This window comes from Flavobacterium sp. (genome assembly GCF_965657075.1).
Classification (GTDB): Bacteria; Bacteroidota; Bacteroidia; order Flavobacteriales; family Flavobacteriaceae; genus Flavobacterium.
The window spans coordinates 1-16924 of the sequence record NZ_CBFHMV010000019.1 but is presented as its reverse complement, the minus strand read 5'-3'; the positions used below and the strand labels follow the sequence as shown (position 1 = coordinate 16924).

Sequence of the window (16924 nt, the reverse complement as noted above, 5' to 3'; positions counted from 1 at the left end):
TTATAATTTTAAATAGGTAATAAAATCCTTAAAATCTCTAATGTAATCTTCTTCTAAAAAAACATCCGAATTTAAGACCAAACAAACCGCTCCAGAAGAAAAATTATCTAATTCTCTCCAAACATTAGTTTTAATAAGCAATCCTTTATCAGGTTTGTTTAAAGTTACTTTTTGTGTTGTTTTTCCATCATTTAAAACCACATCAAAACTACCCGAAAGTGCTATTAAAAATTCCATTTGGTCTTTATGAGCATGACCACCACGACTTGCCGAACTTGGTACATCATACAAATAATATACACGCTTTATCTCAAAAGGAACCACATCTTTTTCAATTATAGCCAAGTTACCTCTATAATCTTCAACTTTAGGAATGTTTATGATTTCTATGTTCATTTTTCTAATTCATTAAAAAGTTGCAGCCATTGATTTCCTATATTTTCCAATGAAAATCGTTCCACTGAGCTTTTTGCATTTTGTTTACAATGTAAATATAAATCTTTATTTGAAATCATCATGTTCATTGCCTTTGTCATTTCAATTTTATTTTGATTTTCGACTAGTATTCCGTTTTCATTTGGGATAATAATTTCGCTTGGTCCTGATTGCAAATCATAAGAAATCACTGGAGTTTTACATGCCAATGATTCCAATAAAACCATAGGAAAACCTTCATATTTGCTAGTCATAACAGTAAATAATGCTTTAGAAAAATAAGCAAAAGGATTGGCTACATTTCCTAAAAAAACAACATTATGTTCTTGATGAAGTGATTTTGCCAATTCATGCCATTTCTGTTTCAATTTACCTTCTCCCAAAACTACTAATTTAATTTGTTCTTTTGGTAAATTTGAATTGGAATAGCTCTCAATTAAATGATCAAATTGTTTTACATTATCTTCCATTCGACCAACACCCAAAATATATTTAAATCCTATTTCAGTGGCTTCTTTGTGGAGTTTTTCTATGTTTAAAAAATCTATTGGGTTATAAATTTGACTGTGCGTTTTAAAAGCATATTTATTTTGAATAGTGGTATGAATTTCTTCAGAAACTGAAACAAAACCTGAAGCATTTTTATATAACAATTTTGCTAAAACTACATTTTTGGGAATGTAAGATTCAACTCTATTGCTGTGAATGGTTTGAATAAATTTTTTATAAATAAATTGATGAATTATATATTCTTGCAAATAAAATTCTTTAACTCTAAAGTCAATAATAACATCAAATTGATGTTTTTTAAAATAGTTGCGTAATTCAAGAAATCTTTTAAATCGACTGAACAGCGAATTATTTTCATCTTTTAAAGTTTCTAAATGTAATAATTCTCCTGAATATTCATAAACCACTGAACCTGCAAAAACCACATGATGTACTTGAAAACCTTGATTTACAAAGTAATGAGACAAAGAAGCAGCACTTCTTTCGGCACCACCACCAGAGAGCGATACTGTTGTTAAGCAAATTTTTAAAGGTTTATTATTTAGATTCAAATTTTTAAAGCTATTTCACAAAGTTACACAAAGGAGTCACATAGCAACTCGAAAATTAATTTTATAGGAAAATTACAAATCAAAAATTGTTCATCTTCAATCATCAATCTCAAATTTTATGTATTTTAGCAAATGTAAAATAAAAGTTTTAAATGCGAATACTACTGGTTGGTGAGTTTAGTCGATTACACAATTCTTTGAAAGAAGGATTGATTGCTTTGGGTCATGAAGTAATCTTAGTGAACCATGGTGATGGCTTTAAAAATTATCCTTCTGATTATTCCAATAGAGCGGTTTGGAGTGAAAGTAAATTAGGTACCATTCCTAGAAAACTTATTTACAAAATCATCAAATTTGATATTGCAGAACTAGAACGTGGGATTCGTTTTTATTTTCATTTGAATAAATTGAAAAACTTTGATGTGGTTCAGTTGATAAATGAGGCACCCATTCAAACCACACAAAAACTAGAGTTGTATCTTTTAAAAAAAGTAAGTCAACAAAATAAAAATATATTTCTTTTATGCAGCGGCGTTGATTTTATGACTTTGAATCACATGCTTCAAAAAAAGGAACGTTATTCTATAATGAACGCTTATTTTGAAGGAATTGTTGAAGCAAAAAAACAATATGAATTTATGTTTGCTTATTTAACTAAAACGCATCAAAAAATTCATAATTTTCTTTACAATACAATAAAGGGTGTTATTGCTACAGATTTAGATTACGTAAATCCATTGAAAGAAAATCAGAAATATATTGGAATGATTCCAAATCCAATAAATTTGACTCAAATTGAAACTAAAGAGTTAGATATCTCTAGCAAAATCAATATTTTTTTAGGCATTAATTCTGGAAATTCTTTTAAAAAAGGGGTTCCTTTTTTTGAAAAAGCATTAAAAATTATTGAAGAAAAATATAAAGAAAAAGTCACTATTCAAATCACTACAAACATTCCTTACAATGAATATATCAAAATCTACAACAAAGCGCATATTTTATTAGATCAAGTGTACGGTTTTGATCAAGGGTATAATGCTTTAGAAGCCATGGCAAAAGGAAAAGTAGTTTTTACTGGTGCTGATGCAGAATTTTTAGACTATTACCATTTAAAAGAAGATGAAGTTGCAATTAATGCCTTACCTGATGTAGCTTATTTAGTTGAAAAACTATCTTTTTTAATTGAAAATCCTAAAAAAATTACAGCAATTGGACAAAAAGCACGAGAATTTGTAAAAAGAGAACACGATTATCTTAAAATTGCAGCAATGTATTTAGAAAAATGGAAAACTACTTCTTAAACTTTTTCAATTTCTTTGAAATAAAATCTAAAACAGGAACTCTTTTGTTTAATTGTAGGAATGAATAAGATAGCGAAAACAGAAAAACTATCGAAAGTAAAATATAAGTCCAAAGACCTTCAGTAAAATAAATAATCAAAATAGACGCTATTCCAATGCCTAAATTAATTCCAATCAATTGCATATTTTCGGTATAATAATTGAAATTATATTTATCTTTCACCACATTGTAAACATAAATTCCGTAGATAACATAATTGATAATGTAAGCCAAACCAATGCCTATTAATCCAAAATAATGATATAAACCAATGGTTAGCGTTACATTTAAAAAATCTCCTAAAAGTTCTTGTTTAAAGTATTGTTTTTTATCTCCTTTAGCTAAGATAAGATAAGCCAAAGGAGTCAAAATTGCCTTTAATATAACCGAAAACAATGCTAATTTTAAAATGGTAAAAGTGGCTAAAAATTCTTTCGTGTATAGCAATTGAATTAACAAAGGTCCAAAAATATATAAAAAAACAATGGCTGGAGTTACCAACAAAATCGCAATCTCCATTTGGCTGTTGACTAATTCTTTAACTTTTTGATTATCGTGACTTAAAGCTGTTAATTTGGGATAAAAATCATAAGACATGGCATTAAAAATCAAGCCTAAATAGTTTACAATAATTACGGTATTGACTTCATAAAAACCAAGAATATTGGTTGAATTTCCATCACCATTCAAATAACTCCTTATAATAAAGAAACAAATTTGTCCAAATATTAAATTAATGGATAATACAAAACCCAATTTAACAACAGGAGAAGATTCTTGATACACTTTTTTAAAACCTGAAAAATCTAACTTGAAAGAATAAGTTCTAGTAAAATAAACGGTTACAAAAAGAGTAATACAACTTGCGTACAAAATCACCCAAATGATGCCTTCTAGGCGTAAATAATAATAAATAAGAACAGAACCAACAGCTGTAAAAAACGCAATAATGATATTAGACCAAGCTAATGTTTTAATTTGATTGACTCCTTGTAAAATAGCCATTCTAGCATTTGAATAAGTAGCAACTATGAAATAAAAACTCAAATAATAAAACCAATGTTGCTTGTCCGAACTTCCGAAAGTAAGCTCACTTAAATACTTGCTAAATACAATTGAAATTACAGCTCCAAACAAGCCAATAATTAAAGCCAATCGATTTAAGTTTTCAATGGTTTTGGTTAATTTATCTCCTTTTTCTATACTATTTAATGCAATTTCTCTAGTTCCTGTTTTTAAAAACTCGAAATTAGTAATGGATAAAATTAAGGTTATGGCATTGGTTAAAAGTGATACCAAACCTATCCCAATTGGCCCTAAAAAGACAGCAACAAATTTAGAACTTACAACACTAATAAATAACTTAAACACATGCAAAAAACCAAAAACGCCTGTAGCTTTTAGTATGGATTGATGCGATGTTGTTTTGGTTGTATTATTTTCCATTCATTATATTTAGACTATTACACATCCCATTGAAAGGTACTGATTTTTAAAACTTGTAACCCAAGATGCCCAAACTTTCGGATCAATACTTCCTTCATTTTTTAAAATTTCTTGAATCTTATCTGTACTAATATCTAAAGGTAAATCTTCAATTCCATTAAATTTATCCTGCAACCAAGCTTCATTTAATATAGAATTGAATTGAAACATATTGATATTACCTGCATAATGTTCTTTATGCTGATTGGTTGCAGAAGATTGAAAGCCTGTTCTTAAAACTTCACTTTTATAATTGGCAAAAGTGCTGTTTTTATTTTTTTTATAAAACTTTAAAGCATTCAATATTTGTAGTGATTCTTCTACTTTATTTTGATGATTGTTCCACAAAGTAGCATAAAAATTTTTGTTAAGAACTGTGCCTGCAACCGCATAAATAGTATAATAAGCCATATGACGTTTGAAGGTATATATCTTCAATTTTGCCAATATTCTTCTGTGGATTTCAAAATAGTTCTTTCTGAAAATTAAATTGTAGAAAAAGGGTTCTTTGGTAAATAAATCTGGTTTTACAAGTTCTAAATTAGTTGTTTTTTGAATGCCCTTATTTTGTTTTAAATACTCATTCCCCAACCAAAACAGCTTGGTAATTTGTGTATTATTTTGTCGCATTTCAGAAGCAATTTCTAAAACATCAATTGCATCAATAAACCATGTGTCATCTTCAATTAAAATAAAATAATCACTCACTTCAGTCACAATATCTGACCATAAATCAATTGGAATTTTATAAGATTTAGGTTGAATTCCTTTTTCAATATCCGAAACTTTTTGTGGGTAAAACTTAGATTTTTTAAGCATTACTTTTGGATATTTTTCTGTAATTTTATTTAAGTATTTCTCAGGAGTTCCATCATCTAAAATGAAAATCGTTCCTTCAAAATTTTTGACATATTGATGAATGGAAAATAAACATCGTTCCAAATAATAAGGCCTATTAAATGACTTAATGACTATATCCATGCATTGATTTTTTCAATAATAAACGTTTGCTCCTCAAAAGTCAGTAGTGGTGAAATGGGTAAACTTAAAACCTCATCATGAATTTTTTCTGTAATAGGAAATGATAAAGTATTCCACTCAACAAATGCTTTTTGTTTGTGTGGTGGAATGGGATAATGAATCATGGTTTCAATTGTATTTTGTTTTAAATACTCTTGAAAAGCAGCTCTGTTTTTTGTTCGTATCACAAACAAATGAAATACATGATTATTTGACAAATCCCAATAAGGCAAAGTAATTTTATGGTTTTTAATCTCAGACAAATAGCGCTTGGCAATAACTTTTCGCTGGTTATTTTCTGCTTCTAAATGAGGTAATTTTACGTTTAAAAAAGCCGCTTGAACTTCGTCTAAACGACTATTTATTCCAACAAATTCATTGTGATACTTTTTCTCTGAACCGTAATTTCTTAAAGAAAATAAAACTTTAGCCAAATCCGCATCATTAGTTGTAATGGCACCAGCGTCTCCTAAAGCACCAAGATTCTTTCCTGGATAAAAACTGTAGGCTGACGCTGATTTTAGATTATTGATTGTTGATTGTTGATTGTTGAATTGTGCTCCGTGAGATTGCGCTGCATCTTCAACAACTAATAAATTATGCTTTTGTGCTATTTCATAAATTTGATCCATTTCACATAATTGTCCGTATAAATGAACTGGTAAAATGGCTTTTGTTTTTGAAGTGATTTTATCTTGAATTAACGCTGGATTAATGGTAAATGTTTCCAACTTTGGCTCCACTAAAACAGGAACTAAATCTGCTTGTAATACTGCTAAAACACTTGCAATATAGGTGTTTGCTGGCACAATAACTTCATCGCCTTTTTGGATTAATCCTAATTGAATATACCCTTTAAAAATCAACACCAAAGCCTCTAAACCATTACCAACACCTATGCAATATTTGGAATGCGTATATTTTGCAAAATCGCTTTCAAATTGTTTTACTTCATCACCTAAAATGAACCATCCTTTATCTAAAACCAATTGCATTTTTTGATGAAATTCATCTTGATATGGTGCATTTATTTTTTGTAAATCAAGAAATTTTATCATAACATTACGGTATCAAGCAAACCAAAATTTGCAGTTTCTACTTCATAAAAATCCTGAATTACTGTTTTAGTTCCAAAACTTTCTTTCCAAAACAATAAGCCTTCATTGATGTTTTTGCCCTGATTTTCGTTGGACGGTCCAAAATCAAAATAAGGATACGCTTTAAACACTTCAGTAATTAAATGATGGTATAAAAAATCCAAACTACCCAATTCATTTTTAGCTGAATTACCAGAAATATATTGCGGATGAATCACGTTTGGAGTAAAAAAAATAGTGGTTCCTGCAACAATTTTATCCTTCTGATATACATTAAAATGTCTTATGTTTTTAGGGAATTTTTGTTGTAGCAACATGATTTCCTCTAAACTATGAACGGGTTTCACTTGATGTTTTTTATTCATATTTGGAATTAAAATTTCTTTCCAAAACAACTCAAAATTTAATTCTTCTCTAATTTCCAAATTATTTTTTATGCCTCTTCGGATGCATTGTCTTCTGTCTTTTGAAAATTTATATTCCTTTTGTAAATCTAAGATCGACAAAGTATCTCTTCTAATCAAGGACGCATTTGCTATAAACAAGCCATAATTAATCTCCTGTGAAAATGAATTGAAATAAATGGAAGGCATCATTTTTATTTGAAATGTCTTTATTTTTTTGTCATGCAAATAAAACAATGTGGCTCTAAACACTTTTAAAGCCAAATTCAGCTTCATTTTGTCTCCAAAAACAAATCCACCATAAGTCAATCCTTGATGCGAATATACAACATCTCCTACGCTATTGGCTGGTAAAACAGCAACTAATTGTACCCCTTTAAAAACCATCAATGAAGCATCTTCAAATCGATCTTGATGATATTCCATAAAGTCTCTATGAAATAAAAAAGTAGCATTTTTGGCATTAGCTACAAAATTATTCCAAAGCGTAAAGTCTTCTTTTGTGTATTGTTTTACCGTTAAACCGTTCAAAATAAATAGTTCTTGTTTTAAATAGTGTTAAATCTTATCTCAATAACTTAAAATTTAATAAATTAGTATCCAAATTAAATGCCCTTGCAAAAAAATACTTCTTTATTTTTTTCAAAAATAGTGATTTTATCTTTGTTATTTATCATAAATATGCAAGGACAAGATCTCTCGTTATACAATCAATTTAACGGTCGTTTTGATTTTACTTTTGTGGGAAACACAATGAATCCCAACGAAAATTCCTTCCAAACCGTGCCTTCTATTTTTACAAGTTCTTCTGCTACATTGACTTTAAACCCTAATGATGTTGTTGAAAAAGCCTTTATTTATTGGGCGGGTTGCGGCACTGGTGATTTTAATATCAAACTGAACAATATTGATGTAACTTCGGAAAGAAATTTTTCAAACGTATTAAACACGCAATTCAACTTTTTTAGCGCTTTTGCCGATGTTACTTCAATAATTCAAAATCAAGGCAATGGCACTTACACCGTTTCCGATTTAGATGTAAGTTCTTTTATTGAATTGCATCATTTAAACCGAACCAATTTTGCGGGTTGGGCCATTGTGGTGGTTTATAAAAATGATACTTTACCTTTGAATCAATTGAATATTTATGACGGTTTACAAGTCGTTTCTTCAACACAAAATTTATTGACCATCAACTTAAATTCAATCAATGTTTTTGATAATGATGGTGCCAAATTAGGTTTTGTGGCCTGGGAAGGCGATGTAAATATTGCCAATAACGAATCGTTGACTTTTAACGGAAATGTTTTGAGTAATCCACCTTTAAATCCAGAAAATAACGCTTTTAACAGCACAAATTCTATAACAGGAAGTACTACTTTGTATAACATGGATTTGGATATTTACAACATCGAAAACAACATTCAAATTGGAGATACTTCTGCCCTTATAGAGCTTACTTCTTTTCAAGATTATGTTATGATTAACACCGTTGTGACCAAATTAAATTCGCAATTGCCAGACGCTACCATAACTATAGATGCAATAAATCAAGAATGCGATTCTAATGCCATTTTGGTCGACTATACCGTTTCAAATTACAATGCCACTAAAGAACTTCCTACCAATACGCCCATTGCTATTTACGCTAATGATGTTCTGATTGATTTTACAGAAACGCTAGTCACCATTCCAATTAATGAAAGCTGGAGCAGTCAAATAATACTAAGCATACCTTCAACAGTTCCAAATAATTTTGAATTAAAATTGGCCGTTGACGATTTAGGAACTTCAATAGGTATTGTCAATGAAATTGTTGAAACCAACAATACTGCTTTGTTAAATGTATCGCAATTTTTTAAACCTAAATTTTACGAACCACAAGATTTAACTACTTGCAATATCGGTTTTGGAAAAGGCATTTTTGATTTTTCTTTGTACGAAGAAGAAGTTAAAATGGAACAAAACGATTCGGTCAGTTTTTATGAAAACTATGAAAATGCAGAGTTGCATTTCAATCCTATTTTAAATCCTTTTAATTACGAAACTACACAAGCAACACAGACCATATTTGTCAGAATTGAAAATGAAAATTGTTTTGCTATTACTTCATTTAATTTAAGTGTAATAAATTGTCCTCCTGAAGTGTACAACTTTGTTTCTAGCAATAACGATGGCTTAAATGATGATTTCTTTATAGAAAATTTGAGGGATATTTTCTTAAACTTTGAATTGTTCGTTTACAATCGATGGGGAAAATTAGTTTGGCAAGGCAACAATAATTTACCCAATTGGGATGGCACTATTAAAGAAGGATTTATAGATACAAATGCTCCTAATGGAACCTATTTTTATGTGCTAAAACTAAACGATGACAGTTACCCTGACGATTTAACGGGTTACTTATACCTCACACGTTAAACTACATGTTCTGTGTGTAATAATTGTAATCTTTTATTAGCGTTCTAAAAAAATCATGATCATTTCCTGAGGTGTTTTTTATACCTGTAACACTAATTACTTTTTCTCTCAACTTGATTAAAGTGCCGTAATCTCTGGTTTTTAAGGCAAGTTCAAAAGTTTCCTTAATGATTCTAACGTCGTTATCTGATAATTTAATTACTAAAGGATAGGTAGGTACGTATGCGTCATCCAATTCTTGAAGTATGGTATGATTGATGTTGATTTTGTTTTTTAATGAAATTACAGCTGTTCCCGCAGCAATATCTCCTAAACGCTGGTTTTTTTTATTAAATACAATCGTTAAGAAAGCAATTGCTCCATTTGGAATTAAAATTTCAAACAATCGAAACAACCATCGCACAAAATAATCGCCAAAACCTGCTTGATAACCGTCAATTTTTATGACTTTGGTTTTTAATATTTTTTTTCCAATGGTTTGCCCTTCCCAAATACTTTCCAATAGTAAACTATAAAAAATAATGGGCGAAAAAATTAAAATATAAATAGCACCTATCGACCAAGGATCTAATTTTTCAATAACTTGATCAATTTTGGTATAATCAATAAGAAAACCAACAATAACTGCATAAGCTATAAAGACCAATAAATCAAGAAGTTGACTTAAAATTCTTGTTCCTACAGATGCTGCTGTAAAATTTATGGCAACATTTTGAGTGGTATTTATGGATAATTGATTCATATTTTCTATTTTAGCCTCACATGAGAGAAGTTGCTTTTATAAAACAAAATAAAGAAAAATGGCTTGAATTTGAACAAGCAATTTTTGGTAAACTTAAAAAAAATCCTGACCAATTAGCCAGTTTGTATATTCATTTGGTTAATGATCTATCTTATGCACAAACGTATTATCCAAAAAGTAAAACCGTTGTTTATCTCAATCATTTAGCTTCACAAACCTACCAAAAGATTTACAAAACTAAAAGAGAAGACACCAATAAATTTATTTATTTTTTCAAAACCGAAGTTCCTTTAATCGTTTATCAATACAAAAGATACATTTTATATGCTTTTGTACTTTTTGGTTTACTGACTTCTATTGGTGTTATTTCAGCTGTAAATGATGAGTCATTTGTTCGTGTTGTTTTGGGTGACGACTATGTAAACATGTCTTTGGAAAATATTAAAGACGGAAATCCAGTTGCGGTTTATAAATCCGGAAGCAATTGGGGAAGTTTTATTGGAATCACTTTCAACAATCTAAAAGTGGGTACTCTATCCTATTTTTTAGGTATTTTTCTTGGTATTGGAACGTTTTATGTTTTGTTTGAAAATTGCGTCATGCTGGGTTCCTTTCAGTACTTTTTTTATAAAGAAGGTGTTTTTTGGGAAAGTGTTCGTGGCATTTGGATTCACGGTTCTATGGAAATTTTTGCCATGATTATTGAAGCGGCTGCAGGTTTTGCCTTAGGAGCAAGCCTCTTGTTTCCAAATACTTTTTCCCGATTAAATTCTTTTAAAATTGGTTTTAAAAATACTTTTAAAATTTTTATCAGTACCATGCCTTTTACAGTAGCGGCAGGATTCTTAGAAGGTTTCATTACAAGATATTCGATAGATATGCCCAGAATATTAAATATTTTTATCATCATATCTACCCTATTTGCCATCAGTTATTATTATTTGGTGTATCCTTATATCGTTTACAAAAAAGTGAATAAACATAATTCTCTAACTCAAAAATGAAAAAAATAATTTTCTTCCTTTTATTTTTTGTTGGAATTAGTTTAGCACAAAACGATACCCTAACGGTTCCTGAAAATGATGTAGAATCAGTTGTAATAGAAGTGCAACCCAAACATTTTACACCTCAATTTAAAGACAAATACGATTCAAGAGAATTCAATTACAATCCGATAGAAGAAATTCCATCTGATAAGTTATCGGCTTGGGAACGTTTTAAAAGAATTGTAATTGCTTTTTTTAGAGATTTATTTGATTTTGGCACAGCCAACGGTTCTGTAAGCACATTAAATATCATCATGAAAATTATAGCCTTTTTAATCATTGGTTTTGTGATTTTTATGATTGTAAAAATCTTCATAAACAAAGAAGGCGGTTGGGTTTTTGGCACTTCCTCTAAAAAAATAAATGTTTCTGAATTGGTAGAAGAAAACATTCATACCATCAATTTCAAACAATTGATTCAAAAATCTAAAAACGAAAAAGAATTCAGAATTTCAATTCGATACTATTATTTGTGGTTCTTAAAAACCCTTTCAGACAAAGACATAATTGAATGGGATATTGAAAAAACAAACTCCGATTATTTTTATGAAATCAACAATTACGATTTAAAAATGGAGTTCAAACAACTTTCCTACATTTATGAATATTGTTGGTATGGCGATTTTGCCTTAAACGAAAACGACTTTTCAAAAGCAGAAAATTCATTTCTAAAAGCCATTAAATCCCTGTAAGTTATGCCCAAAAGTATCAGAATATACATCTTTATATTGGTTCTCATTTTTATTGGAACCGTTTGGGTTGACGCCAACAAACAAAAGCCAATTGACTGGAAACCAACTTATGCCAATAGCGACAAAATTCCTTATGGTTTATACGTTTTTGATAAGGAAGCTGAAGGTTTATTTAAAAATCAAAAACTAGAAAAAATTGGAGCAACTCCCTACGAATATTTCGATGACAAATACAATTACGAAGATTCTACTTACACCGTAAAAGGTACTGTTTTATACATTGATAATGAAGTGGAAATTGACAACTCATCTCTTGACGAACTTTTTTATTTTGCAAGCAGAGGAAACGATGTTTTTATCAGTTCAACACGTTTTGAAAATGCTTTGAAAGATTCCTTAAAGTTTGACATTGTGCATTCCAATGCTTTTCAAGATACTATTGCTTTTTCGGTAACTAACAAAAACTTAAAACCAAAAGAGTATTATTTTGATAAAGATTTTGAAACGGGTTATTTCACTTTTACAGATTCTATAACGACCGAAATTTTGGGTTATCAAAAAGCTATGGATCAATCATTAAAAGCCAATTTTATACGAATTCCTTATGTAAATGGTAATTTTTACTTACACTCGCAACCCATAGCTTTTACCAATTATAATTTACTTAAAAAAGACAACAGTCAATACATTGCACAAATAAGTTCTTACATCAATCAAGATACTGTTTTTTGGTTTTCTAAATTTTACGACAAAAATTTCGGCAGCAAATCCAAATTGGATTATATTTTTAGTGAACCCGCTTTAAAGTCGGTTTGGTATTTGTTTATTCTTGGATTTATAATTTTTATGATTTTTAATGCCAAGCGCAAACAAAGAGTCATTCCTATTGTAGAACCTTTGCGAAATACTACAGTAGATTTTGCTAAAACCATTGGAAATTTATACTATTTGGAAGGCGATCACAAAAACATTATCGATAAAAAAATCATCTTCTTTTTGGAAAAAATAAGAAACGAATATTATTTAGATACCACTACTTTAGATGAGAAATTCATCAATCGTTTGCATCAGAAATCAGGAATAAAAAAGGAATTGGTTTTATCAACCATTACTAAAATCAATTACTTAAGAAACAAACAAAATTGTACAGAAAAAGAGCTTATCGATTTAAATAATGCCTTAGAAAATTTTAAAAAAGACTAAATATCTATACCTATGGAAAACAATATAGAACAACCAGAAAACGACAACTTAAGTTTTAACGCTCGCATCGATTTAATGCCACTTCAGGAAAGTATTGCAAAAGTTAGAACCGAAATTGCTAAAGTAATTGTGGGTCAATCTAAGATGATTGATCAACTATTGGTAGCTATTTTGGCTAACGGACATGTACTTTTGGAAGGAGTTCCTGGCGTTGCTAAAACGGTTACAGCCAAATTATTATCTAAAACCTTGTCTTTGGATTTTAGTCGAATTCAGTTTACACCCGATTTAATGCCTTCGGATATTATTGGAACTTCTGTTTTTGATTTGTCTAAATCGAGTTTTGAATTTAAAAAAGGACCTATTTTTTCCAACTTTATTTTGATTGATGAAATTAACCGTGCTCCAGCCAAAACACAAGCGGCTTTATTTGAAGTGATGGAAGAAACTCAAATTACGGCTGATGGCACTACTTATGTGTTAGACAAACCCTTTATAGTAATTGCTACTCAAAATCCTATTGAACAAGAAGGTACCTATCGTTTACCGGAAGCGCAATTGGACCGTTTTTTATTTAAAATCAACATCGATTATCCCAATTTGAATGAAGAACTGGCTATTCTTCAAAAAGAAAATGAATTGCAAAATAAGGATAAGTTAGCAACCATTGCACAGGTATTGTCGCAAAGTGAAATTATCCACTATCAAAGCTTAATCAAACAAGTACTTATTGAACCCCAATTGATGGAATACATTGCCAAGATTGTATTAAATACCCGAGAAAATCCATTTTTGTATTTGGGTGCTTCACCAAGAGCTTCTATAGCCATTTTAAATGCATCCAAAGCTTATGCAGCCATCAAAGGAAGAGATTTTGTAACTCCAGATGACATTAAAGAGGCAGCAATTCCTGTAATGCAACACCGAATTGTGGTTACACCAGAGCGTGAAATGGAAGGCATTAGCAGTACCGAAATCATCAAGCAAATCATCGATTCAGTAGAAATTCCAAGATAAAAATGATGTGGAAATTATTTAAACAATTGTATCTAAACAACCTGTTCTTTTATCTCGGAATAGGTATTTTGGCATGCTTTATTGTTTCCTACTTTTTTCCAATGCTTTACAATGCAACATGGTATCTTTTGTACGTATTGCTTTTATTTACAGGTATCGAAATAGTGCTTTTGTTTGCTGTAAAAGGTTCGGTGGAAGGCCATCGAATAACACCCGAAAAATTATCAAACGGTGATGAAAACGAAATCCACATTCATATAAAAAACAAATATACGTTTCCCATTTATACCCGAATTATTGATGAAATTCCACTGCAATTTCAACTGAGAAATTTCAATGTGTATCGTAAAATTAAAACCCAAGACAAAGACCAATACAAATACTTTATAAGACCTACCGAAAGAGGCGAATATTTTTTTGGAAATCTAAATGTATATGTAAGTTCGCCTTTAAGATTAGTGGCCAAACGATATACCTTCAACAACAATCAAATGGTGCCTACTTATCCGTCGTACATTCAATTGCGAAAATATGATTTAATGGCTTTTACTAATAATTTGTTTCAGTTTGGACTCAAAAAAATAAGAAAAATTGGAAATACGTTAGAGTTTGAACAAATTAAAGAATACATTCAAGGAGACGATATTAGAACCATCAACTGGAAAGCAACTGCCAAAAAAAACCAATTGATGGTGAACCAGTTTCAGGATGAAAAATCTCAAAATGTATACATGGTTATTGATAAAGGTAGAGTAATGAAAATGCCTTTTAACGGTTTGAGTCTTTTAGATTATGCCATCAATGCCACTTTAGTGTTGTCTAATGTAATTTTAAAAAAACACGATAAAGCGGGTATGCTGACCTTTTCAAAAAAAGTGGAAAACAGAATTGCTGCCGAAAAACGCACCAGTCAAATGCAATTGATTTTAGAAAACTTGTACAACATAAAAACCGATTACTTTGAAAGTGATTTTGGAAGGTTGTATGTGGATATAAAAAAGAACATCAACCACCGAAGTTTGATTGTTTTGTACACCAATTTTGAAACTTTAGACGGTTTGCACAGACAATTGCCTTATTTAAAAGGTATTGCAAAAAATCATTTGTTGGTAATTGTATTTTTCAAGAATTCAGAACTAAAAGAATTACAAGATAAAAAAGCCAAAAACGTTCAAGAAATTTACGACAAGGTAATTGCTGAAAAATTTGATTTTGAAAAACGATTGATCGTAACCGAATTGAGAAAATACGGCATTTATTCCGTTTTAACTCAACCGGAACATTTGACTTTGGATGTAATTAATAAATATTTGGAGATTAAAGCTCGCGGGATATTATAAGATTACTATCCCTATTTACTATTGAAAACCTTTGAAAAACAATTCATAACCAATCAAGTGTAAAAAAACCGCCAATCTTGTCAAGGTGGAACTCATTTCAGCTTCTAAAATTTTAGCTTATTTTTTGAAAGATCACGCAGAGACGCAGAGACGCAAAGAAATTATGGCTTTAACTTAGCGACTTGGTGACTTAGCCTGAAATAAATTGATTCCTAATTTTTTAAGCACACATTTGTGATTCTGAATCCAGTTAAGAATGACAGAAAACAAGAAATATGAACCCAATACAGAATGAAAAATACCTGAAATTATCATTAAAATGGTACCATTAATTTTTCTAAAAAAAAAGAATGATAAAAAAATTGATAAAAAAGTATAAAATTTACCACAACATTTCGCAACAAAACGACAAATTTTATTAAATTTACACCATAATTCGTTAGAGTATCTGGAAATATTCGAAGTCTTACATTAATTTATGCTCAAAAAAACGCGTTTCTAGCCTGTATTTTTGAGCTTTTTTTATGCCCTAAAAGCAACAAAATACTGCATTAAAATCATTTTTTGAACATAAAAAAGTAAAAATGCTTTGTTTTTTTTGAAAAATGTAAGCCCATCAGTCCCTTTTACAAGTTTTTTGAACTGGTCCGCATCAATTTTATAACTCGACCGCACGAATTAAAAGACTCGTCCGTACGAGTAGATTGACTTAACCTGACGAATTGAAGCCCTTTCAAGGCAAAAAAAAAGACTCCGAGTACCGGAATACTCGAAGTCTTACATTAACTTATCCTAAAAAAATGCGTTTCTAGCCTGCTTTTCTATAAGATAAATCGGTTAATACACTGCGTAATTTTTTTCCTGGTCGAAATAAAATACGACTTTTTACTATGGTGCTGGCACTCACCTCTTCTGGTGTGTCTTTACCCATAGCACTAATACCCACTTGGAAGGTGCCCAGTTTCCCTAATCGTACAATACGACCTTCGTTCAACTCTTGACTGACATTGTGTACTAAAGACAACAATACAGCGTGGCAATCCACTTCTGTTAAGGTACACTGATACGCAATTTTTTCTGCAAGCGCATCCAAATCAATTTCGCCGTCTCCAATAGCGGCAGCATAATACTTTTCAGGAGCTAATAAATCCTGAGGGTTCTTTCTTTGAAGAACTTTAAATTTTATTGACATGATTATCAATATTAAATTATAAAAAAATATTAGACTTAGTACAAAGCAGCGCTACATTGCCTAACTGTCTGGTACAAATTTAATAAGGTTTTTTAAAATATGGTAACTATACTTATTCACAATAGACACTATTTTTAACAAAGAGTAGAAAAAAACTTACACTTTTTAAAGATATAAAGTGCTTATTATCAAGTATTTAAAAACTAAAAAAAATACTTAAAAAAAGATGCCAAATACTGTTTTCATTGGGCTTAGCGAGATTTAAGATTGTAAAATAATATAAATTTAATTTTTCATATTTGTATCGCTTTTTGTTGCTTTAATTAAAGTCATTCAAAGCTTTTTTTTTAATGTGTCTTGTCCTGAAAAAAGTTGACTAAATATTAAATAATATGTCAACAAAAAAGAAAATTTCAAAAATTCCGAGT

15 protein-coding genes are annotated in these 16924 nt (G+C 30.1%); 7 read left to right on the top strand and 8 right to left on the bottom strand.

From position 1 onward, the window contains the following. Both ACTF56_RS10350 and ACTF56_RS10345 read right to left on the bottom strand, forming a co-directional pair. Positions 1 to 396 (bottom strand): sugar 3,4-ketoisomerase, encoded by a 396-nt coding sequence (locus ACTF56_RS10350; protein WP_438966832.1) that lies wholly within the window; start codon positions 394 to 396, stop codon positions 1 to 3. Continuing rightward, entirely contained in the window at positions 393 to 1496 is a 1104-nt protein-coding gene (locus ACTF56_RS10345; protein WP_438966831.1) for a glycosyltransferase, read from the bottom strand. The genes ACTF56_RS10350 and ACTF56_RS10345 overlap by 4 nt, the downstream gene beginning before the upstream one ends. Before the next feature lie 152 nt (positions 1497 to 1648). Between ACTF56_RS10345 and ACTF56_RS10340 the strand changes: the two genes are divergently transcribed. Next, positions 1649 to 2797 (top strand): glycosyltransferase, encoded by a 1149-nt coding sequence (locus ACTF56_RS10340; RefSeq protein WP_438966830.1) that lies wholly within the window; start codon positions 1649 to 1651, stop codon positions 2795 to 2797. Here ACTF56_RS10340 and ACTF56_RS10335 read toward each other — a convergent pair. From ACTF56_RS10335 to ACTF56_RS10320, 4 genes are read right to left on the bottom strand one after another with little or no spacing between them, the layout of a single operon-like run. Continuing rightward, a complete protein-coding gene (locus ACTF56_RS10335) occupies positions 2787 to 4283 on the bottom strand; it encodes an oligosaccharide flippase family protein (protein ID WP_438966829.1) in 1497 nt (498 codons plus the stop codon). The genes ACTF56_RS10340 and ACTF56_RS10335 overlap by 11 nt on opposite strands. Before the next feature lie 9 nt (positions 4284 to 4292). Further along, a complete protein-coding gene (locus ACTF56_RS10330; RefSeq protein WP_438966828.1) occupies positions 4293 to 5303 on the bottom strand; it encodes a glycosyltransferase family 2 protein in 1011 nt (336 codons plus the stop codon). Then, positions 5294 to 6400, bottom strand: coding sequence for a DegT/DnrJ/EryC1/StrS family aminotransferase (locus tag ACTF56_RS10325; RefSeq protein WP_438966827.1), 1107 nt, complete (start codon positions 6398 to 6400; stop codon positions 5294 to 5296). The genes ACTF56_RS10330 and ACTF56_RS10325 overlap by 10 nt, the downstream gene beginning before the upstream one ends. After that, positions 6397 to 7374 carry a GNAT family N-acetyltransferase gene (locus ACTF56_RS10320; RefSeq protein WP_438966826.1) on the bottom strand — a complete coding sequence of 326 codons (978 nt, stop codon included), beginning with the start codon at positions 7372 to 7374 and terminating at the stop codon, positions 6397 to 6399. Before ACTF56_RS10320 ends, ACTF56_RS10325 begins: the two co-directional genes overlap by 4 nt. A 150-nt stretch (positions 7375 to 7524) precedes the next feature. Between ACTF56_RS10320 and ACTF56_RS10315 the strand changes: the two genes are divergently transcribed. Then, on the top strand, positions 7525 to 9264 hold the full coding sequence (locus tag ACTF56_RS10315) for a gliding motility-associated C-terminal domain-containing protein (RefSeq protein ID WP_438966825.1): 1740 nt from the start codon (positions 7525 to 7527) through the stop codon (positions 9262 to 9264). Between the two features lies 1 nt (position 9265). On the opposite strand, the gene ACTF56_RS10310 is transcribed toward ACTF56_RS10315, so the two are convergent. Further along, positions 9266 to 10006: an RDD family protein gene (locus tag ACTF56_RS10310; RefSeq protein ID WP_438966824.1), complete on the bottom strand. Its 741-nt coding sequence runs from the start codon at positions 10004 to 10006 to the stop codon at positions 9266 to 9268. A gap of 20 nt (positions 10007 to 10026) precedes the next feature. On the opposite strand from ACTF56_RS10310, the gene ACTF56_RS10305 reads away from it, so the two are divergent. From ACTF56_RS10305 to ACTF56_RS10285, 5 genes are read left to right on the top strand one after another with little or no spacing between them, the layout of a single operon-like run. Continuing rightward, entirely contained in the window at positions 10027 to 11010 is a 984-nt protein-coding gene (locus ACTF56_RS10305) for a stage II sporulation protein M (protein WP_438966823.1), read from the top strand. After that, positions 11007 to 11744 (top strand): DUF4129 domain-containing protein, encoded by a 738-nt coding sequence (locus tag ACTF56_RS10300; protein ID WP_438966822.1) that lies wholly within the window; start codon positions 11007 to 11009, stop codon positions 11742 to 11744. Before ACTF56_RS10305 ends, ACTF56_RS10300 begins: the two co-directional genes overlap by 4 nt. A 3-nt stretch (positions 11745 to 11747) precedes the next feature. After that, a complete protein-coding gene (locus ACTF56_RS10295; RefSeq protein WP_438966821.1) occupies positions 11748 to 12947 on the top strand; it encodes a DUF4350 domain-containing protein in 1200 nt (399 codons plus the stop codon). 12 nt (positions 12948 to 12959) lie between these two features. After that, positions 12960 to 13964: an AAA family ATPase gene (locus ACTF56_RS10290; protein ID WP_438966820.1), complete on the top strand. Its 1005-nt coding sequence runs from the start codon at positions 12960 to 12962 to the stop codon at positions 13962 to 13964. A 5-nt stretch (positions 13965 to 13969) separates the two neighbouring features. Beyond that, the gene (locus ACTF56_RS10285; protein ID WP_438966855.1) at positions 13970 to 15304 is read left to right on the top strand and encodes a DUF58 domain-containing protein; all 1335 of its coding nucleotides are present in this window, start codon (positions 13970 to 13972) and stop codon (positions 15302 to 15304) included. An 808-nt stretch (positions 15305 to 16112) separates the two neighbouring features. On the opposite strand, the gene ACTF56_RS10280 is transcribed toward ACTF56_RS10285, so the two are convergent. Continuing rightward, positions 16113 to 16496, bottom strand: a complete 384-nt coding sequence (locus ACTF56_RS10280) for an HU family DNA-binding protein (RefSeq protein ID WP_438966819.1) — start codon at positions 16494 to 16496, stop codon at positions 16113 to 16115. Between the last annotated feature and the right edge of the window lie 428 nt (positions 16497 to 16924).

What these genes read in the sequence shown, in the direction of transcription:
- ACTF56_RS10350 (WP_438966832.1), bottom strand. Translation starts at nt 396, where the DNA reads ATGAACATAGAAATCATAAACATTCCTAAAGTTGAAGATTATAGAGGT.
- ACTF56_RS10340 (WP_438966830.1), top strand. Translation starts at nt 1,649, where the DNA reads ATGCGAATACTACTGGTTGGTGAGTTTAGTCGATTACACAATTCTTTG.
- ACTF56_RS10335 (WP_438966829.1), bottom strand. Translation starts at nt 4,283, where the DNA reads ATGGAAAATAATACAACCAAAACAACATCGCATCAATCCATACTAAAA.
- ACTF56_RS10310 (WP_438966824.1), bottom strand. Translation starts at nt 10,006, where the DNA reads ATGAATCAATTATCCATAAATACCACTCAAAATGTTGCCATAAATTTT.
- ACTF56_RS10285 (WP_438966855.1), top strand. Translation starts at nt 13,970, where the DNA reads ATGTGGAAATTATTTAAACAATTGTATCTAAACAACCTGTTCTTTTAT.
- ACTF56_RS10280 (WP_438966819.1), bottom strand. Translation starts at nt 16,496, where the DNA reads ATGTCAATAAAATTTAAAGTTCTTCAAAGAAAGAACCCTCAGGATTTA.
- ACTF56_RS10330 (WP_438966828.1), bottom strand. Translation starts at nt 5,303, where the DNA reads ATGGATATAGTCATTAAGTCATTTAATAGGCCTTATTATTTGGAACGA.
- ACTF56_RS10290 (WP_438966820.1), top strand. Translation starts at nt 12,960, where the DNA reads ATGGAAAACAATATAGAACAACCAGAAAACGACAACTTAAGTTTTAAC.
- ACTF56_RS10295 (WP_438966821.1), top strand. Translation starts at nt 11,748, where the DNA reads ATGCCCAAAAGTATCAGAATATACATCTTTATATTGGTTCTCATTTTT.
- ACTF56_RS10305 (WP_438966823.1), top strand. Translation starts at nt 10,027, where the DNA reads ATGAGAGAAGTTGCTTTTATAAAACAAAATAAAGAAAAATGGCTTGAA.
- ACTF56_RS10300 (WP_438966822.1), top strand. Translation starts at nt 11,007, where the DNA reads ATGAAAAAAATAATTTTCTTCCTTTTATTTTTTGTTGGAATTAGTTTA.
- ACTF56_RS10315 (WP_438966825.1), top strand. Translation starts at nt 7,525, where the DNA reads ATGCAAGGACAAGATCTCTCGTTATACAATCAATTTAACGGTCGTTTT.
- ACTF56_RS10325 (WP_438966827.1), bottom strand. Translation starts at nt 6,400, where the DNA reads ATGATAAAATTTCTTGATTTACAAAAAATAAATGCACCATATCAAGAT.